This window comes from Olsenella sp. CU969 (assembly GCF_905219715.1).
In the GTDB taxonomy this organism is placed as follows: Bacteria; Actinomycetota; Coriobacteriia; order Coriobacteriales; family Atopobiaceae; genus Granulimonas; species Granulimonas faecalis.
In genome coordinates this window covers 16303-32951 of sequence record NZ_CAJMXC010000015.1, presented here as the reverse complement: position 1 = coordinate 32951, position 16649 = coordinate 16303, and the positions used below count along the sequence as shown (strand labels likewise).

Below are 16649 nucleotides of genomic sequence, written 5' to 3'. Positions count from 1 at the left end.
GACCCGGTCGGCCCCGCCCTCGGTGCCGCCCAGGTCAACATCATGCAGTTCTGCCAGGCGTTCAACGCCGCCACGAAGGACCAGGCCGGCGACATCATCCCGGTCGAGATCTCGGTCTACGAGGACCGCTCCTTCGACTTCGTCTGCAAGACCCCGCCCGCGGCCAAGCTGATCCTCAAGGAGCTCGGCATCAAGAGCGGCTCCGCCGTGCCCCAGCGCGACAAGGTCGGCCAGCTCACCGACGAGCAGCTCACCAAGATCGCCGAGATCAAGNTGCCGGACCTCAACGCCAACGACATCGAGCACGCCAAGCGCATCGTCGCCGGCACCGCCCGCTCCATGGGCGTCACCATCGCCGAGTAGCACCGGCACAACCGTAGTCCCGGGGAGATTCGGCTCCCCTCACGGCCCCGCGAGGGGTCCGATGTGGGAGGGCGCGGCGCGCCCGTTAACCACAGGAAGGCACCACCATGCCCAAGCACGGCAAGAAGNACCGCGACGCAGAGGCTAAGGTCGAGAACCGCCTCTACACTCCCAAGGCCGCCATGGAGACGGTGAAGGACATCCACTTCGCCAACTTCGATGAGACCGTCGAGGCCTCCGTGCGCCTGGGCGTCGACACCCGCAAGGCCGACCAGAACGTCCGCGGCTCCATCTCCCTTCCCCACGGCACCGGCAAGTCCGTGCGTGTGGCCGTCTTCGCCGAGGGCGAGAAGGCCCGCGAGGCCGAGGAGGCCGGCGCCGACGTCGTGGGCGGCGACGAGCTCGTGGCCGCCATCCAGGCCGGCAACATCGACTTCGATGCCGCCATCGCCACCCCGCCGATGATGGCCAAGGTCGGCCGCATCGGCAAGATCCTCGGCCCCCGCGGCCTCATGCCCAACCCCAAGCTGGGCACCGTGACCATGGACGTCGCCAAGATGGTCCAGGAGCTCAAGGCCGGCCGCGTGGAGTACCGTGCCGACCGCTACGGCATCGTGCACGTCCCCATGGGCCGCGTGTCCTTCTCCGTNGAGGACCTCGTGGAGAACTACAGCGCGCTCATCAACGAGCTGCTCCGCGTGAAGCCGTCCTCCGCCAAGGGCAAGTACGTCAAGTCCGTGGCGTTCTCCTCCTCCATGGGCCCGGGCGTCAAGGTCGACCCCACCATNGTGCGCAACCTGCTCGACGACTAGCGCACCAGCACAGACGATCGCAGGAAGGGACGTGCCGCTCCGGCGCGTCNCTTTTTCGTGGAGCGGGGGAGGGGGACGTCGAGGGCCCTTGACTCCCCCGCGCAAGGGGCCATACTGGTTCCTGCACGTATCACAGCATGTCCGCTGCCAGAGACAGCCGGTGTCNCCAAGGCGACCAAAGGGGACGCGAGTCCCGCCTGCCGAGGTNNTCTTCGAAACCGATGGTTCGAGGTCCCGTCTGGCTGGCGCCACACGGGACCTCTTCTTTTGCGAGGCTTCCCCTCAGCCGCACGGCATGCCCGGGAAATCCCTCAAGGAGGTGTAACCATGCCATCCAAGAAGAACGAAGCCATGCTCAAGGAGNTCAACGAGTCCNTCGACTCCTCCAAGGGCCTGTTCGTCATCGACTACCGCGGTCTTTCGGTCAAGGAGAGCCAGGAGCTTCGTCGCAAGCTCCGCGACGCCGACGCCGAGATGAAGGTGTACAAGAACAACATCGTCAAGATCGCCCTCGCCGAGCACGACATGCCCAACATCGACGACATCCTCGTGGGCACCACTGCCTGCGTGTTCTACGCCGTCGACCCCGTGGAGGCCGCCAAGGCCATCAAGGACACTTCCAAGGAGCTCAACAAGGTCGAGTTCCTCGGCGGTATCTCCGACGGTCAGGCCATCGACGCCGCCCAGGCGCTCGCCATCGCCGACCTCCCCAGCCGCGAGGAGCTGCTCGCCCGTCTGGCCGCGGCCGTGTCCGCGCCCCTCACCGGGTTCGTGCGCGTCCTCAACGGGCCCGTCCAGGGTCTCGCCACCGCGCTCACCCAGATCGCCGAGCAGAAGGAGGGCCAGGCCGCTGCCTAGGCGCTCNCGCACCACCGNCGTTTTTAAGTCCGGGGCCAGCGCGCCCCGCCTATGAAGAAGGAGAACAGCCATGGCTGTCACCAAGGATGAGATCATCGAGGCCATCAAGGCCATGCCCGCCCTCGAGCTCTCCGAGCTCGTCAAGGAGCTCGAGGACACCTTCGGCGTGTCCGCCGCCGCCCCCGNCATGATGGGCGCCATGCCCGCCGCCGGTGGCNCCGCCGAGCCCGCCGAGGAGAAGACCGAGTTCGACGTCGTGCTCGAGGGCTTCGGCGACAACAAGATCGCCGTCATCAAGGAGGTCCGCGGCCTCACCAAGCTCGGCCTGAAGGAGGCCAAGGAGCTCGTCGAGGGTGCCCCCAAGCCCATCCTCGAGGGTGTCAAGAAGGACGAGGCCGAGGCCGCCAAGGAGCAGCTCGAGAAGGCCGGCGCCGCCGTCTCCATCAAGTAACTCCGGTTCCCACCGAACCTTCGAGGGGCCCCGCTCATGGGAGCGGGGCCCCTTTTCTTGTGCGACGGGGCCTTGCGGCCGACGAGCGGTCGAAGGGCCCCGTCCCGTCACAGACCCTCCACATCCGCCGCGGTGAGGGGAGGGGCATCCCTGCAGGACGTCGGGGTAAAACGGGATAGTTTATCCAAGCCCCCGACAATGTCAATACTTTTCATTGACGGGCCCGTNGTTCTTGGCTAGATTACTACCTTGCGACAATTGCCGCTGTATGCCGTTATAAGGAGGAAATGCCCGGTGCGTACCGCAAACTCTTCCGTCACCTCCACCGACGTCACGGGCCGCGTGAGCTTCAGCAAGATCGCCCCTGCGATGGAGCTGCCCAACCTCATCACCATTCAAAAGGAGTCGTTCGAGCGGTTCATGGGGGAGGGCCTTGNGAACGCCTTCGNCGAGAGCTCTCCCANCGNGAACAACGCCGGCACCATGGAGATCACCTTCGGTGACCACGAGTTCGGCGATCCCGCCCACACCGTGGCCGAGTGCCGGGCCAAGGACGTNACCTACCAGGCCCCGCTCCTGGTAGAGGTCCGCTTCACCAACAAGGAGACGGGCGAGATCAAGGAGCAGCTCGTGTTCATGGGCGACTTCCCGCTCATGACCGACCGCGGCACCTTCATCATCAACGGCACCGAGCGCATCGTCGTCTCGCAGCTCGTGCGCTCCCCGGGCGTCTACTTCTCCAAGGAGCTCGACAGCAACGTCGAGGTCTTCAAGGTGCAGTTCATCCCGGCCCGCGGCGCGTGGCTCGAGTTCGAGGTCGACAAGCGCGGCAAGCTCGTGGTGTCCATCGACCGCAAGCGCCGTCAGAACGCCACGGTCATGCTCCGCGCCCTCGGCATCGCCGAGTCCGACGACGAGATCGTCGAGCTCCTGGGCGACTCCGACATCGTGCGCGACACCCTGGCCTCCGACACCGCCCGCACCCGCGACGAGGCCCTCATCGAGATCTACAAGCGCCAGCGCCCCGGCGAGCCCCCCACCGTGGACGCCGCCCGCTCGCTGGTGGACGGCCTCTACCTCAACCCGCAGCGCTACGACCTCGCCCGCGTGGGCCGCTACAAGATCGACAAGAAGCTCGGCATCGACGTGCCGGCCGACGAGACCATCCTCACGGCCGAGGACATCGTGGCGGCCCTCCGCTACCTCCTCGCCCTCCGCGACGGCGACACCACCAAGAAGGTCGACGACNTCGNCCANTTCGGNANCNGCCGCGTCCGCACCGTGGGCGAGCTCGTGCAGAACCAGTTCCGCATCGGCATGAGCCGCATGGAGCGCGTGGTCCGCGAGCGCATGGCCTCCCAGGACCCCGACGACATCACGCCGCAGTCGCTCATCAACATCAGGCCCATCGTGGCGGCCATCAAGGAGTTCTTCGGCTCCTCGCAGCTGTCGCAGTTCATGGACCAGGCCAACCCGCTGTCCGGCCTCACCCACAAGCGCCGCCTGTCGGCCCTCGGCCCCGGCGGCCTCGCCGGCCACAAGTCNGGCTCCAGCCGCCGCACCAACGTGCCCACCGCCGTGCGCGACGTCCACAACTCCCACTACGCGCGCATGTGCCCCATCGAGACCCCCGAGGGCCCCNANATCGGCCTCATCGGCACCCTCGCCCTNTACGCCCACGTCAACGACTACGGCTTCATCGAGACCCCGTACCGCCGCGTCGTGGACGGCTGCGCCACCGACGTCATCGACTGGATGACCGCCGACGAGGAGGAGGACCACATCATCGCGCCGGCCGACACCGCNATCGACCCGGAGNCNGGCCGCATCCTCACCGTCGACCCGCTCACCGGCGAGCTCGTGGAGGCCGACCGCGTCGTGGCCCGTACCCGCGACTACGACGGCTCCTTCGGCGCCCCCGCCGAGACCCCCGTGTCCGAGATCGACTACATGGACGTCTCGCCGCGCCAGATNCTCTCCGTCGCCGCNACGCTGATCCNGTTCCTCNAGCACGACGACGCCAAGCGAACCCTCATGGGTGCCAACATGCAGCGCCAGGCCGTGCCCCTGATCCGTCCCACGGCTCCGCTCGTGGGCACCGGCATGGAGTACCGCGCCGCGCTGGACTCCGGCGAGCTCATCTGCTCCGACCGCGACGGCACCGTCGTCGAGGCCGACGCCGCCCACGTGGTCGTTGACGCCGCCGCCGACGGCCTCATGCGCTACGACCTGCCCAAGTACCAGCGCTCCAACCAGTCCACCTGCATCAACCACCGCCCCATCGTCGAGGTGGGCCAGAAGGTCGTGGCCGGCCAGCCGCTGGCCGACTCCACCTCCGTGGAGAACTCCGAGCTCGCCCTCGGCGCCAACCTCACCGTGGCCTACATGCCGTGGGAGGGCTTCAACTACGAGGACGGCATCGTCGTCTCCGAGCGCGTGGTGCAGGAGGACCTGCTGACCTCCATCAACATCTCCCGCCACGAGATCGACGCCCGCGACACCAAGCTCGGCTCCGAGGAGATCACCCGCGAGATCCCCAACCTGTCCGCCGACATGCTCGCCAACCTGGACGCCGACGGCATCATCCGCATCGGCGCCGAGGTGGGCCCCGGCGACATCCTCGTGGGCAAGGTGACCCCCAAGGGCCAGACCACGCCCACGGTGGAGGAGCGCCTGCTCCACGCCATCTTCGGCGCCAAGGCCCACGACGTGCGCGACACCTCCCTCAAGATGCCCCACGGCTCCTACGGCCGCGTGGTGGACGTCGTGCGCTTCAGTCGCGAGGCCGGCGACGACCTCCCGCCCGGAGTCAACGAGATGGTCCGCGTCTTCGTGGCTCAGCGCCGCAAGATCCAGCAGGGCGACAAGATCGCCGGCCGCCACGGCAACAAGGGCGTCGTCTGCAAGGTGCTCCCCGTCGAGGACATGCCCTACATGGCCGACGGCACCCCCGTCGACGTCCTGCCCGACNCCCTCGGCGTGCCGTCCCGTATGAACGTGGGCCAGCTGCTCGAGTNNCACATCGGCTGGTGCGCCGCCAAGGGCTGGGACACCGAGTCCGCCGACTCCGACCGCTACGTGCCCGGCCCCANGCCGGTCTCCACGCCGGTCTTCGACGGCGCCACGGGCGACGAGGTGGCCGAGTGCATCCGCCGCACCAACGTCAACCTGCTCAACCGCGCCCGCGAGGACTACGGCGATGCCATGATGGAGTCGTTCGTGCCGCAGCTCAACTCGTTCGGCAAGACCACGCTGTACGACGNCCGCACCGGCGANCCCTTCCGCGACAAGATCACGGTGGGCACGAGCTACATCCTCAAGCTCGGCCACATGGTCGACGACAAGATCCACGCCCGCTCCACCGGCCCCTACAGCCTCATCACCCAGCAGCCGCTGGGCGGCAAGGCCCAGTTCGGCGGCCAGCGCTTCGGCGAAATGGAGGTGTGGGCCCTCTACGCCTACGGCGCGGCCAACGTCCTCCAGGAGATCCTCACCATCAAGTCCGACGACACCAACGGCCGCGTCAAGGCCTACGAGTCCATCGTCAAGGGCGAGAACGTGCCCGAGGCCTCCATCCCCGAGGCCTTCAAGGTCCTCGTCAAGGAGATCCGCTCCCTCGCCCTCGACATCGAGCCCATCTCCGACAAGCGTCCCGAGGCGCCCGCCGCCGCCCCGGCCCAGGTCACCGTCGACGCCGTTGAGGCCTNCGCCGACGCCGACGCCGACGACCTGATCGGTGCCGCCCAGGTCGCCACCGACGACCTCNTCGCCGACCTCGATTCTGATAAGGAGTAGCCCTGTGGCAGATTTCGACACCACTGATTTCGACGCCATCAAGATCTCCCTGGCCTCTGCCGAGCAGATCCGTTCCTGGTCCCACGGCGAGGTCAAGAAGCCCGAGACCATCAACTACCGCTCGCTGAAGCCCGAGCGCGACGGCCTCTTCTGCGAGAAGATCTTCGGGCCCTCCAAGGACTGGGAGTGCGCCTGCGGCAAGTACAAGGGCATCCGCTTCAAGGGCATCGTCTGCGACCGGTGCGGCGTCGAGGTGACCAGCTCCAAGGTCCNCCGCGAGCNCATGGGCCACATCGAGCTCGCCGCCCCCGTGAGCCACATCTGGTACTTCAAGAGCCCCACGAGCTTCCCGCTCGCCCGCATGCTCNACATGAAGTCCAAGGACCTCGAGAAGGTGCTCTACTTCGCGAGCTACGTCATCACCAAGGTCGACGTGGAGGCCCGCGAGGCCGACGCCACCGACCTCAAGGAGGAGCTGGCCGCCGACCTCGAGCAGCTCNACGCCGAGCGNGACGAGCAGATCGCCCGCATCCGCGAGCAGGGCGAGGGCGGCGAGGACGAGTTCGGCGACGTGGAACCCATGTCCGCCGACGAGATCCGNGCCGANATCGCCGACCTCGAGGAGGAGTACGCCGAGGAGAAGCAGCTCCGCACGGACGCCTTCGACAAGTTCATGACCGTGGCCAAGGGCGAGCTCATCGCCGACGAGGCCCTGTTCCGCGAGATGAAGAAGTACTACTCGCTGTACTTCGACGGCGGCATGGGCGCCGAGGCCGTGCGCGACCTGCTCGCCGACATCGACCTCGCCGCCACCGCCAAGGNGCTGCGTGCCATCCTCGAGAACGAGAAGGGCCAGAAGCAGCGCCGCGAGAAGGCCGTCAAGCGCCTGGAGATCGTCGAGGCCTTCATGGAGGGCGGCAACGACCCCACCAACATGATCCTGGACGTCATCCCGGTCATCCCGCCCGACCTGCGCTCCATGGTGCAGCTCGACGGCGGCCGCTTTGCCTCCTCGGACCTCAACGACCTCTACCGCCGCGTCATCAACCGCAACAACCGCCTCAAGCGCCTGCTCGACCTCGAGGCCCCCGACATCATCGTCAACAACGAGAAGCGCATGCTGCAGGAGACCGTCGACGNCCTGTTCGACAACGGCCGCCGCGGGCGCCCCGTCACCGGCCGTGGCGGCAGGCCCCTCAAGTCCCTCGCCGAGACCCTCAAGGGCAAGCAGGGCCGCTTCCGCCAGAACCTCCTGGGCAAGCGCGTCGACTACTCCGGCCGCTCGGTCATCGTCGTNGACCCCCANCTCAAGCTGCACCAGTGCGGTCTNCCCAAGACCATGGCCCTCGAGCTGTTCAAGCCCTTCGTGATGCGCCGCCTCGTCGAGCTCGGCAAGNTGGAGAACATCAAGGGTGCCAAGCGTGCCATCGACCGCTCCGAGCCGGGCGTGTGGGACGTCCTCGAGGAGGTCATCTCCGACCGCCTCGTGCTCCTCAACCGCGCCCCCACCCTGCACCGCCTGTCCATCCAGGCGTTCGAGCCCGTGCTCATCGAGGGCAAGGCCATCCACCTGCACCCGCTCGTCTGCAAGCCCTTCAACGCCGACTTTGACGGCGACCAGATGTCGGTGCACGTGCCGCNGTCCACCCAGGCCCAGACCGAGGCCCGGGTGCTCATGCTGTCGTCCAACAACCTTCGCACCCCTGCCTCCGGCAAGGTGCTGACGGTGCCGTCCCAGGACATGGTCTTCGGCGTGTACTACCTCACCACCGAGCACGAGGGCGTCGCGGGCGNGGGGAGGGCCTTCGCCGNCTTCGACGACGTCATCGCCTCCTACGACGCCCACGCCGACCTCGACATCCAGGCCAAGGTCTTCGTGCGCGTGGGGCCCGAGGACGCCAACATCCAGACCGAGGATGACCGCCTGCTGTTCCGCGTCATGGATTCCAAGGACTCCTACACCGATTACGACGTCACCGAGGGCTCGGTCCGNGTGGAGACCACGNCCGGCCGCGTGATCTTCAACCGCCAGTGCCTCCCCAACGACTACCCCTTCATCAACTACAAGATGGTCAGCTCCGACATGGGCCGTCTGGTCAACGACTGCTGCGACCGCTACCCGCTGGCCGACGTCGAGCCCATCCTCGACGCCATCAAGTACGCGGGCTTCCACTACGCCACCCGCGCCGGACTGACCGTGTCCGTCTGGGACGCCGTCATCCCGGAGGAGAAGGAGAAGATGCTGGCCGACACGCAGATCGCGGTCGACACCATCAACGAGAACTACGAGATGGGCTTCCTCTCCGAGGCCGAGCGCCACACCGAGGTCGTCAACGCCTGGACCTCCTGCACCGACGAGCTCGGCTCGGTCATGCTCAAGGGCTTCTCCGAGGACAACCCCATCTACATGCTCGCCGACTCCGGCGCCCGTGGCTCCAAGACCCAGCTGCGCCAGCTCGCCGGCATGCGCGGCCTCATGGCCGACATGTCCGGTGACACCATCGACCTGCCCATCAAGGCCAACTTCCGCGAGGGCCTGCGCCCGCTGGAGTACTTCATCTCCACCTACGGCGCCCGCAAGGGCCTCGTGGACACCTCGTCGCACACCTCCGACTCCGGTTACCTCACCCGCCGCCTGGTGGACGTGGCCCAGGACGTCATCGTGCGCGAGGCCGACTGCGGCACGGCCGAGGGCGTGACCTACAACCTCGTGCTCCCCGGCACCGACGACCTCAACGTCGACCTCGTGGGCCGCTGCGTCCTCGATGATGTNGTGGCCCCCGAGACCGGCGAGGTGCTCTTCCAGGAGGGCGACTACATCGAGTCCGTGGACGACATCCGCTCCATGGTGGACGNCGGCCTCAAGAAGGTGGAGCTCCGCGCCCTGCTCACCTGCCGCTCCAAGTACGGCGTCTGCCAGAAGTGCTATGGCTGGGACCTCTCCACGCGCCGCCCGGTGAACATCGGCACGGCCGTGGGCATCATCGCCGCCCAGTCCATCGGCGAGCCCGGTACGCAGTTGACCATGCGTACCATCCACTCCGGCGGCGTGGCCGGAGCCGACGACATCACCCAGGGCCTGCCCACCGTCGGCCGCATGTTCGACGTCGTCGGCAACGTTAACGAGAAGATCCTCGGACGCGAGGCCGACCTCGCCCCCTACTCGGGCCTCCTGCACATCGTGCCCGAGCAGAACGAGTACCACATCACCATCCTCGACTCCGACGACCCCAGCCGCGTGCTGTCCACCAAGGACGTCCCGGCGTCGGTGCGCTTCATGCCGGGCATCGANGACGGCGCGACGGTGCGCGCGGGCGACCAGCTCACCCACGGCTTCGTGAACTTCCGCAACCTGCGCAAGCTCACGGACATCGAGTCCACCATGCACACCTTCGTGGAGTCGGTGAAGTCGGTCTACACCTCCCAGGGCGTCGACCTCAACGACAAGCACANCGAGGTCATCGCGCGCCAGATGCTCCGCCGCGNCCAGGTGACCAACCCCGGTGACTCCAAGTACCTCCTCGGCCAGTACGTGGACCGTTACGAGTTCGCCGACAAGGTCAACGAGATCGCCCTCGAGGGCGGCACCCCGCCCGAGGCCGAGCCCGCCATCCTCGGCACGCTCAAGGTGGCGAGCTCCATCGACTCCTGGCTGTCCTCCGCCTCGTTCATCCGCACGGCCGGCGTCCTCACCGAGGCCGCCATCAAGGGCGAGGTCGACCACCTCATGGACCTCAAGAGCAACGTCATCGTGGGCAAGCAGATCCCTGCCGGCACCGGCCTCAAGGCCTACCGCGACGTCGAGCTCACCTACCACGGCGAGTCCATCGACCACCCCTCCTCGCCGCTCGACAAGTCGCTGCCCGAGTGGGCCCCCGACGAGCTCAAGAGCATCGAGGAGCAGCTGCCCAAGCAGCTCGAGTGGGCCGGCGACGACTACTACCCCGGCGTGTACTCCAAGAACGGCCGCACGCTGTCCTCCGAGGACGCCAAGCTCTACCTCTTCGACGACCTCGGCGTGTCCCAGCGCTGGACCAACAAGTTCAGCGAGGTGGGCATCGAGACCGTCGGCGACCTCATCGGCAAGACCGAGGACGACCTGCTTCGCATCGACGGCATCGGCGCCAAGGCCATCGAGGAGCTCCGTGCGGGCCTCGAGGAGCGCAACCTCCTCTACCTGCTCCAGCCGGAGGACGACGACGCCNCCGATGTAGACGAGCTCTCCCAGCTCCTCAACATGGTGTTCTCGCCCGATNCCGACAACGTCATGCTCGGCACCGCCGCGCCGTCCACCCACCACGGGTTCGACGACGAGCTCATCGGCGGCACCGCGAGCGACAACGTCAACCCCGCCGCCATCAACGAGGACCTCAACTCCCTCGACGACATCCTCACCCAGGTGGCCCATCAGGACGAGATGCTGGGCGGCGAGTAGGCGGGGCATAACAGCTTTCTGCTTACAGCTTTCTAGTAATTAAAGGAGTCGGTTTCTTTAAGGACCGGCTCCTTTTTGTGTGCCGTTTACGGTGTCGACACGTNTGATGGACCGGGAAGTAATGGGGGAGGGGCGCNGGGTACCCAACCAACAGTGTTTGTCACATCGATATGGGGGCCGACCGCCATCGGACTGGGNGACNGTCTCCCCAATGCGGCACCCCCGGACCAATGCATTGTTGGGGTGGATTATGCAGCCAGGAGCTCAGAGGAATTCCTACACCTATGAGACCAAGCTCAAGGCGGTCGNGGATCATCTCGACCGTGGCATGACGGCAAGCGACGCCATGCTCTCCCACGGCGTTGCCAGCAAGAGCGCCTTCTTCCGTTGGTGCGCCGCCTACCGCGACGGCGGTGCCCAGGCGCTGAGGCCCAAGAAGCGCGGCCGTCCCCGCAAGAACGGCTAAGCGAGCGGCTCTTCCCGAGGGGCCCTCCCGGAATGTCCGGGAGGGCCCCTTCCCTGTGGGATGGAGGGCGGGTGGAATGGGATACGCCCGGCTACGTGGACAATTGACAGCGAGAAAACACCGGCATAATATCCCGTCTTGCGCCGATCCAGGCGATGTTGTGCNGCGTCGCCTCTACATATGGTCGATGTGAGCCTCAAACAGGTACGAAGGAGAGAAAACTTGCCTACCATCAACCAGCTGGTCCGCCAGGGCCGCAAGAGCACCAAGGCCAAGTCCCAGAAGCCGGCCCTCAAGGGCAACCCCCAGAAGCGCGGCGTNTGCACCCGCGTGTACACCACCACGCCCAAGAAGCCGAACTCGGCCCTGCGCAAGGTGGCCCGCGTGCGCCTCGTCAACGGCATCGAGGTCACGGCCTACATCCCCGGTGAGGGCCNCAACCTCCAGGAGCACTCCATCGNCCTCATCCGTGGCGGCCGCGNGCGCGACCTCCCCGGTGTTCGCTACAAGATCANCCNCGGCGCCTANGANTGCGCCGCCGTGCAGAACCGCAAGCAGTCCCGCTCCCGCTACGGCGCCAAGCGCTCCTAGCCTCAAGCCCTGAAGATCAGCACGTAAGGAGAAACACATGCCGCGTCGTGCAGCAGCGAACCGCCGTGAGGTCACCCCTGACGCCGTCTACAACAACCGTCTCGTGACCCAGCTCATCAACAAGGTCCTCCTCGACGGCAAGAAGTCCACCGCCGAGCGCATCGTCTACGGTGCCTTCGACCAGGTGGCCGAGAAGACCGGCCAGGACCCGCTCGCCGTGTTCAAGAAGGCCATGNAAAACGTGCGCCCGACCCTCGAGGTCAAGCCCAAGCGCGTGGGCGGCGCCACCTACCAGGTGCCCATGGAGGTCAACTCCCGTCGCTCCACCACCNTCGCCATCCGCTGGATCGTCGGCTTCTCCCGCTCCCGCAAGGAGAAGACCATGGCCGACCGCCTGGCCAACGAGATCATCGACGCCTCCAACGGCGTGGGCGCCTCCGTCAAGAAGCGCGAGGACGTCTTCAAGATGGCCGAGGCCAACCGCGCCTTCTCGCACTACCGCTGGTAAGCCGCGCTAAGGGAGAACACCGCAATGGCCAAGAGCAAGTACAACCTCAAGAACATGCGCAACATCGGCATCATGGCCCACATCGATGCCGGTAAGACCACCACCACCGAGCGCATCCTCTACTACACCGGCAAGACCCACAAGATCGGCGAGGTGCACGACGGCGCCGCCACCATGGACTGGATGGCCCAGGAGCAGGAGCGCGGCGTGACCATCACGTCCGCCGCCACCACGTGCTTCTGGAAGGACCACACCATCCAGATCATCGACACCCCGGGCCACGTGGACTTCACCTCCGAGGTCGAGCGCTCCCTGCGCGTCCTCGANGGCGCCGTGGCCGTCTTCGACGCCGTGGCCGGCGTGCAGCCGCAGTCCGAGACCGTGTGGCGCCAGGCCTCCACGTACAACGTCCCGCGCATCGCCTTCATCAACAAGCACGACNGCGTGGGTGCCGACTTCTTCAACGCCATCGAGACCATGAAGGACCGCCTGTCCGCCCCCGCGGTGGCCGCCCAGGTCCCCATGNGCGCCGAGAACGACTTCTGGGGCCTCATCGACCTGGTCACCATGACCGCGTGGGACTTCAAGGAGGACGCCAAGGGCATGATCTACCCCGAGGCTCTCGATGAGATTCCCGCCGAGTTCGTCGAGCTCGCCAACGAGAAGCGCACCGAGCTGGTCGACGCCGCCGCCGACTACTCCGNCGAGCTCATGGAGCTCGTGCTCGAGGACGAGGAGATCCCCGTCGACGTCCTCAAGGGCGCCATCCGTGCCGCCACCCTGGGCAACGCCATGAACCCGGTCTTCGTGGGCTCCGCCTACNAGAACAAGGGCATCCAGGAGCTCCTCGACGCCNTCATCGACTACCTGCCGAGCCCGCTCGACGTGCCCCCCGTGGAGGGCTTCAACCCCAAGAACGGGGAGCCCGAGGTCCGCAAGCCGTCCAACGACGAGCCCTTCAGCGCCCTCGCGTTCAAGATCATGACCGACCCCTACGTGGGCAAGCTCACCTACGTCCGCGTGTACTCCGGTACCGCCGACGCCGGCAGCTACGTCTACAACTCGGTCAAGGAGGACCGCGAGCGCTTCGGCCGCATCCTCGAGATGAACGCCAACGACCGTGTGGACCGCGAGTCCTGCTCCACCGCCGACATCGTCGCCGTCGTGGGCCTCAAGAACACCACCACCGGTGAGACCCTCTGCGACCAGGCCCACCCCATCGTGCTCGAGTCCATCGAGTTCGCCGAGCCCGTCATCGACGTCGCCGTGGAGCCCAAGGACAAGGCCAACCAGGACAAGATGTCCGTGGGCCTCGCCAAGCTCGCCGAGGAGGACCCGACCTTCAAGGTGCACACCGACCACGAGACCGGCCAGACCATCATCGCCGGCATGGGCGAGCTGCACCTCGAGATCATCGTCGACCGCCTGCGCCGCGAGTTCAAGGTGGAGTGCAACGTGGGCAAGCCCCAGGTCGCCTACCGCGAGACCGCCGGCAAGCCCGTCACCCACGCCGAGGGCAAGTTCGTCCGCCAGTCCGGCGGCCGCGGCCAGTACGGCCATGCCATCATCGACATCGAGCCCACCGAGCCCGGCAGCGGCTACGAGTTCGTCAACGCCATCGTCGGCGGCGTGGTGCCCAAGGAGTTCATCCCCTCCATCGACAAGGGCATCCAGGAGGCGCTGCAGTCCGGCGTCATCGCCGGCTACCCGGTCGTGGACGTCAAGGTGACCCTCACCGACGGCTCCTACCACGAGGTCGACTCCTCCGAGGCCGCCTTCAAGATCGCCGGCTCCATGGCCATCAAGGACGNCCTCAAGAAGTCCAACCCCGTCCTGCTCGAGCCCATCGAGGCCGTCGAGGTCGAGACTCCAGAGGAGTACATGGGCGACGTCATGGGCAACCTCTCCAGCCGTCGCGGCAAGATCGAGGGCATGGAGGACCGCCGCAACACCAAGGTCATCAAGGCCAAGNTGNCCCTGGGCGAGATGTTCGGCTATGCCACCGACCTCCGCTCCCAGACCCAGGGCCGCGCGAGCTACACCATGCAGTTCGCCGAGTACGAGCCCGTCCCCAAGAACGTTGCCGACGAGATCGTCAGCAAGGCCGGCGGAAACGCCTAGTCACCAAGCCCGCGAGCATTCCGCCCGCCCNTCGATGGAGGTACCACGTTGTCTAACCAGAAGATCAGGATCCGCCTCAAGGGCTTCGACCACGAGGTCGTCGACCAGTCCTCCCGGCAGATCGTCGAGACCGCCCAGAAGACCGGCGCCCGCGTCTCCGGCCCGATCCCCCTGCCCACCGAGCGCANTCTCTACTGCGTCATCCGCTCGCCGCACAAGGACAAGGACTCCCGCGAGCAGTTCGAGATGCGCACCCACAAGCGCCTCATCGACATCCTCGACCCCCCGAGCGAGACCGTCGACTCGCTGATGCGCCTCGACCTTCCCGCGGGCGTGGAGATCGACATCAAGCTCGACGCCTAAGTCAAGGCAGTCGACAGGGGCCGGGCCGCAAGCCCGGCCCCTNTTCCTGGGCCCGCCATTCCCGTTTTGTTCTTCCTCTGGGGAGAATCTATGAAATGGGGAAGGCGGGCCCTATACTATTCAGGCTGCAATTTGGGGTGTTCTGTGCCGAGACTCATACCACGGGGTCGGGCGTATCCCAAAGAGCGGCGATCCGTAGGATGTGGTCCTCTGGGAACGGGGGCATGCGGTCCCCGTGCCGTCCCATGACCACCGAAGGTAAGGAACAGGAATGGTCAGCACGATTCTCGGCCGCAAGCTCGGGATNACGCAGGTCTGGGNCGAGGAGGNCAACGTCGTCCCCGTCACCGTCATCCAGGCCGGCCCCTGCGTCGTCTCGCAGGTCAAGTCCGAGGCCACCGACGGCTACGACGCCGTCCAGATCGGCTTCGGCGACATCAAGGCCTCCCGCGTCAACAAACCCATGAAGGGCCACTTCGCCAAGGCCGGCGTCGAGCCCATGCGCTATCTGCGCGAGGTCCGCGTAGACAACGCCGCCGACCACAAGGTGGGCGACGTCGTGAGCGTGGCGGACTTCGAGGGCGTCAAGAACGTGGACGTCACCGGTACCTCCAAGGGCAAGGGCTTCCAGGGCACCATCAAGCGCTGGAACTTCGCCTGCGGCCCCATCACCCACGGCTCCCGCAACCAGCGCCGCCCGGGCTCCATCGGCCAGTGCGCCTACCCCGCCCGCGTGCGCAAGGGCCTGCACATGGCCGGCCACATGGGCCACGAGCGCGTCACTGTCAAGAACCTCAAGCTGGTGCGCATCGACCCCGAGCAGAACCTCATGCTCGTGAAGGGCGCCGTGCCCGGCCCCAAGAACGCCTTGGTCCAGATCCGCATGGCCTAAGGGCCTTCGAACGTTCTCACCCTCAGGCTCACAAGGAGAATCCAGATGTCCAACATCGAAGTCAAGAATGCGGAGGGCGCCTCGGTCAAGACCGTCGAGCTCGATTCCCGCGTGTTCGGCATCGAGCCGAACATCCCGGTGGTGCACCACGTGGTGGTCAACTACCTGTCCTGCCTGCGTCAGGGCACCCATGACACCAAGGGCCGCTCCGAGGTCTCCGGCGGCGGCAAGAAGCCGTGGCGCCAGAAGGGCACCGGCCGTGCCCGTCAGGGCTCCATCCGCGCCACCCAGTGGGTCGGCGGCGGCGTGCCCTTCGGCCCCACCCCGCGCTCGCACTACAAGCGCACCAATAAGAAGGAGATCAAGCTGGCCATGCGCTCTGTCCTCTCGGGCAAGCTGGCCGACGGCGAGCTCTTCCTCGTCGATTCCATCGATTTCGGCGACGAGCCCAAGACCAAGAAGGCCAAGGCCCTCCTCGAGTCCCTCGGCATCGCCGACAAGCGCGTGACCGTCGTGGTGGGCAACGACGACATCGTCGAGATGATCTCGTTCCGCAACCTCCCCAACGTCCGCGTCCTGNGCGTCAACGAGGCCAACACCCACAACCTCATCGACAACGGCGCCCTCCTCATGACCGAGGCCGTCGCCAAGACCCTCGAGGAGGCTCTCGTCTAATGAACTCCGTCTACAACGTCATCATCCGCCCCATCGTCTCGGAGCGCACCTTCGACCAGATGGGCGACAACAAGTACACCTTCGAGGTGGCCGGTGACGCCGCCAAGCAGGAGATCGCCAGCGCCGTGGAGCAGATCTTCAACGTGAAGGTCGTCAAGGTCAACACCATGTGGGTCAAGCCCAAGAACAAGCGCGTGCGCTACGCCCAGGGCAAGACCCGCCGCTGGAAGAAGGCCATCGTCACCCTCGCCGAGGGCGACACCATCGAGATCTTCGGCCAGCAGGTCGCAGAGTAGTCCTCTGATGAGGCCCGGGCCCC

At 66.5% G+C, this 16649-nt stretch carries 14 protein-coding genes; all 14 read left to right on the top strand.

Annotated elements, in window-relative coordinates:
• Positions 1 to 363, top strand: a 363-nt coding sequence (gene rplK, locus JX283_RS03110) for a 50S ribosomal protein L11 (protein ID WP_204829296.1), incomplete at its 5' end; no start/stop codon positions are given.
• 107 nt (positions 364 to 470) lie between these two features.
• On the top strand, positions 471 to 1175 hold the full coding sequence (gene rplA / locus JX283_RS03105) for a 50S ribosomal protein L1 (protein WP_204829295.1): 705 nt from the start codon (positions 471 to 473) through the stop codon (positions 1173 to 1175).
• Positions 1176 to 1502: 327 nt separating this feature from the next.
• On the top strand, positions 1503 to 2033 hold the full coding sequence (gene rplJ / locus JX283_RS03100; RefSeq protein ID WP_204829294.1) for a 50S ribosomal protein L10: 531 nt from the start codon (positions 1503 to 1505) through the stop codon (positions 2031 to 2033).
• A 70-nt stretch (positions 2034 to 2103) separates the two neighbouring features.
• Positions 2104 to 2484: a 50S ribosomal protein L7/L12 gene (rplL, locus tag JX283_RS03095; protein ID WP_204829293.1), complete on the top strand. Its 381-nt coding sequence runs from the start codon at positions 2104 to 2106 to the stop codon at positions 2482 to 2484.
• 294 nt (positions 2485 to 2778) lie between these two features.
• Entirely contained in the window at positions 2779 to 6279 is a 3501-nt protein-coding gene (locus tag JX283_RS03090; protein WP_255533420.1) for a DNA-directed RNA polymerase subunit beta, read from the top strand.
• Positions 6280 to 6283: 4 nt separating this feature from the next.
• On the top strand, positions 6284 to 10714 hold the full coding sequence (locus tag JX283_RS03085) for a DNA-directed RNA polymerase subunit beta' (protein WP_204829292.1): 4431 nt from the start codon (positions 6284 to 6286) through the stop codon (positions 10712 to 10714).
• 250 nt (positions 10715 to 10964) lie between these two features.
• The gene (locus JX283_RS03080; protein ID WP_204829291.1) at positions 10965 to 11180 is read left to right on the top strand and encodes a helix-turn-helix domain-containing protein; all 216 of its coding nucleotides are present in this window, start codon (positions 10965 to 10967) and stop codon (positions 11178 to 11180) included.
• Between the two features lie 222 nt (positions 11181 to 11402).
• Positions 11403 to 11771, top strand: a complete 369-nt coding sequence (gene rpsL / locus JX283_RS03075) for a 30S ribosomal protein S12 (RefSeq protein ID WP_204829290.1) — start codon at positions 11403 to 11405, stop codon at positions 11769 to 11771.
• A gap of 37 nt (positions 11772 to 11808) precedes the next feature.
• Entirely contained in the window at positions 11809 to 12279 is a 471-nt protein-coding gene (gene rpsG, locus JX283_RS03070; RefSeq protein WP_204829289.1) for a 30S ribosomal protein S7, read from the top strand.
• Positions 12280 to 12303: 24 nt separating this feature from the next.
• Entirely contained in the window at positions 12304 to 14400 is a 2097-nt protein-coding gene (gene fusA, locus JX283_RS03065; RefSeq protein WP_204829288.1) for an elongation factor G, read from the top strand.
• A 48-nt stretch (positions 14401 to 14448) separates the two neighbouring features.
• Positions 14449 to 14763 (top strand): 30S ribosomal protein S10, encoded by a 315-nt coding sequence (rpsJ, locus tag JX283_RS03060; protein ID WP_204829287.1) that lies wholly within the window; start codon positions 14449 to 14451, stop codon positions 14761 to 14763.
• Between the two features lie 271 nt (positions 14764 to 15034).
• Entirely contained in the window at positions 15035 to 15655 is a 621-nt protein-coding gene (gene rplC, locus JX283_RS03055) for a 50S ribosomal protein L3 (protein ID WP_204829286.1), read from the top strand.
• A gap of 45 nt (positions 15656 to 15700) precedes the next feature.
• Positions 15701 to 16330, top strand: a complete 630-nt coding sequence (rplD, locus tag JX283_RS03050) for a 50S ribosomal protein L4 (RefSeq protein WP_204829285.1) — start codon at positions 15701 to 15703, stop codon at positions 16328 to 16330.
• Positions 16330 to 16626: a 50S ribosomal protein L23 gene (rplW, locus tag JX283_RS03045; RefSeq protein WP_204406482.1), complete on the top strand. Its 297-nt coding sequence runs from the start codon at positions 16330 to 16332 to the stop codon at positions 16624 to 16626. Before rplD ends, rplW begins: the two co-directional genes overlap by 1 nt.
• Positions 16627 to 16649 lie beyond the last annotated feature (23 nt).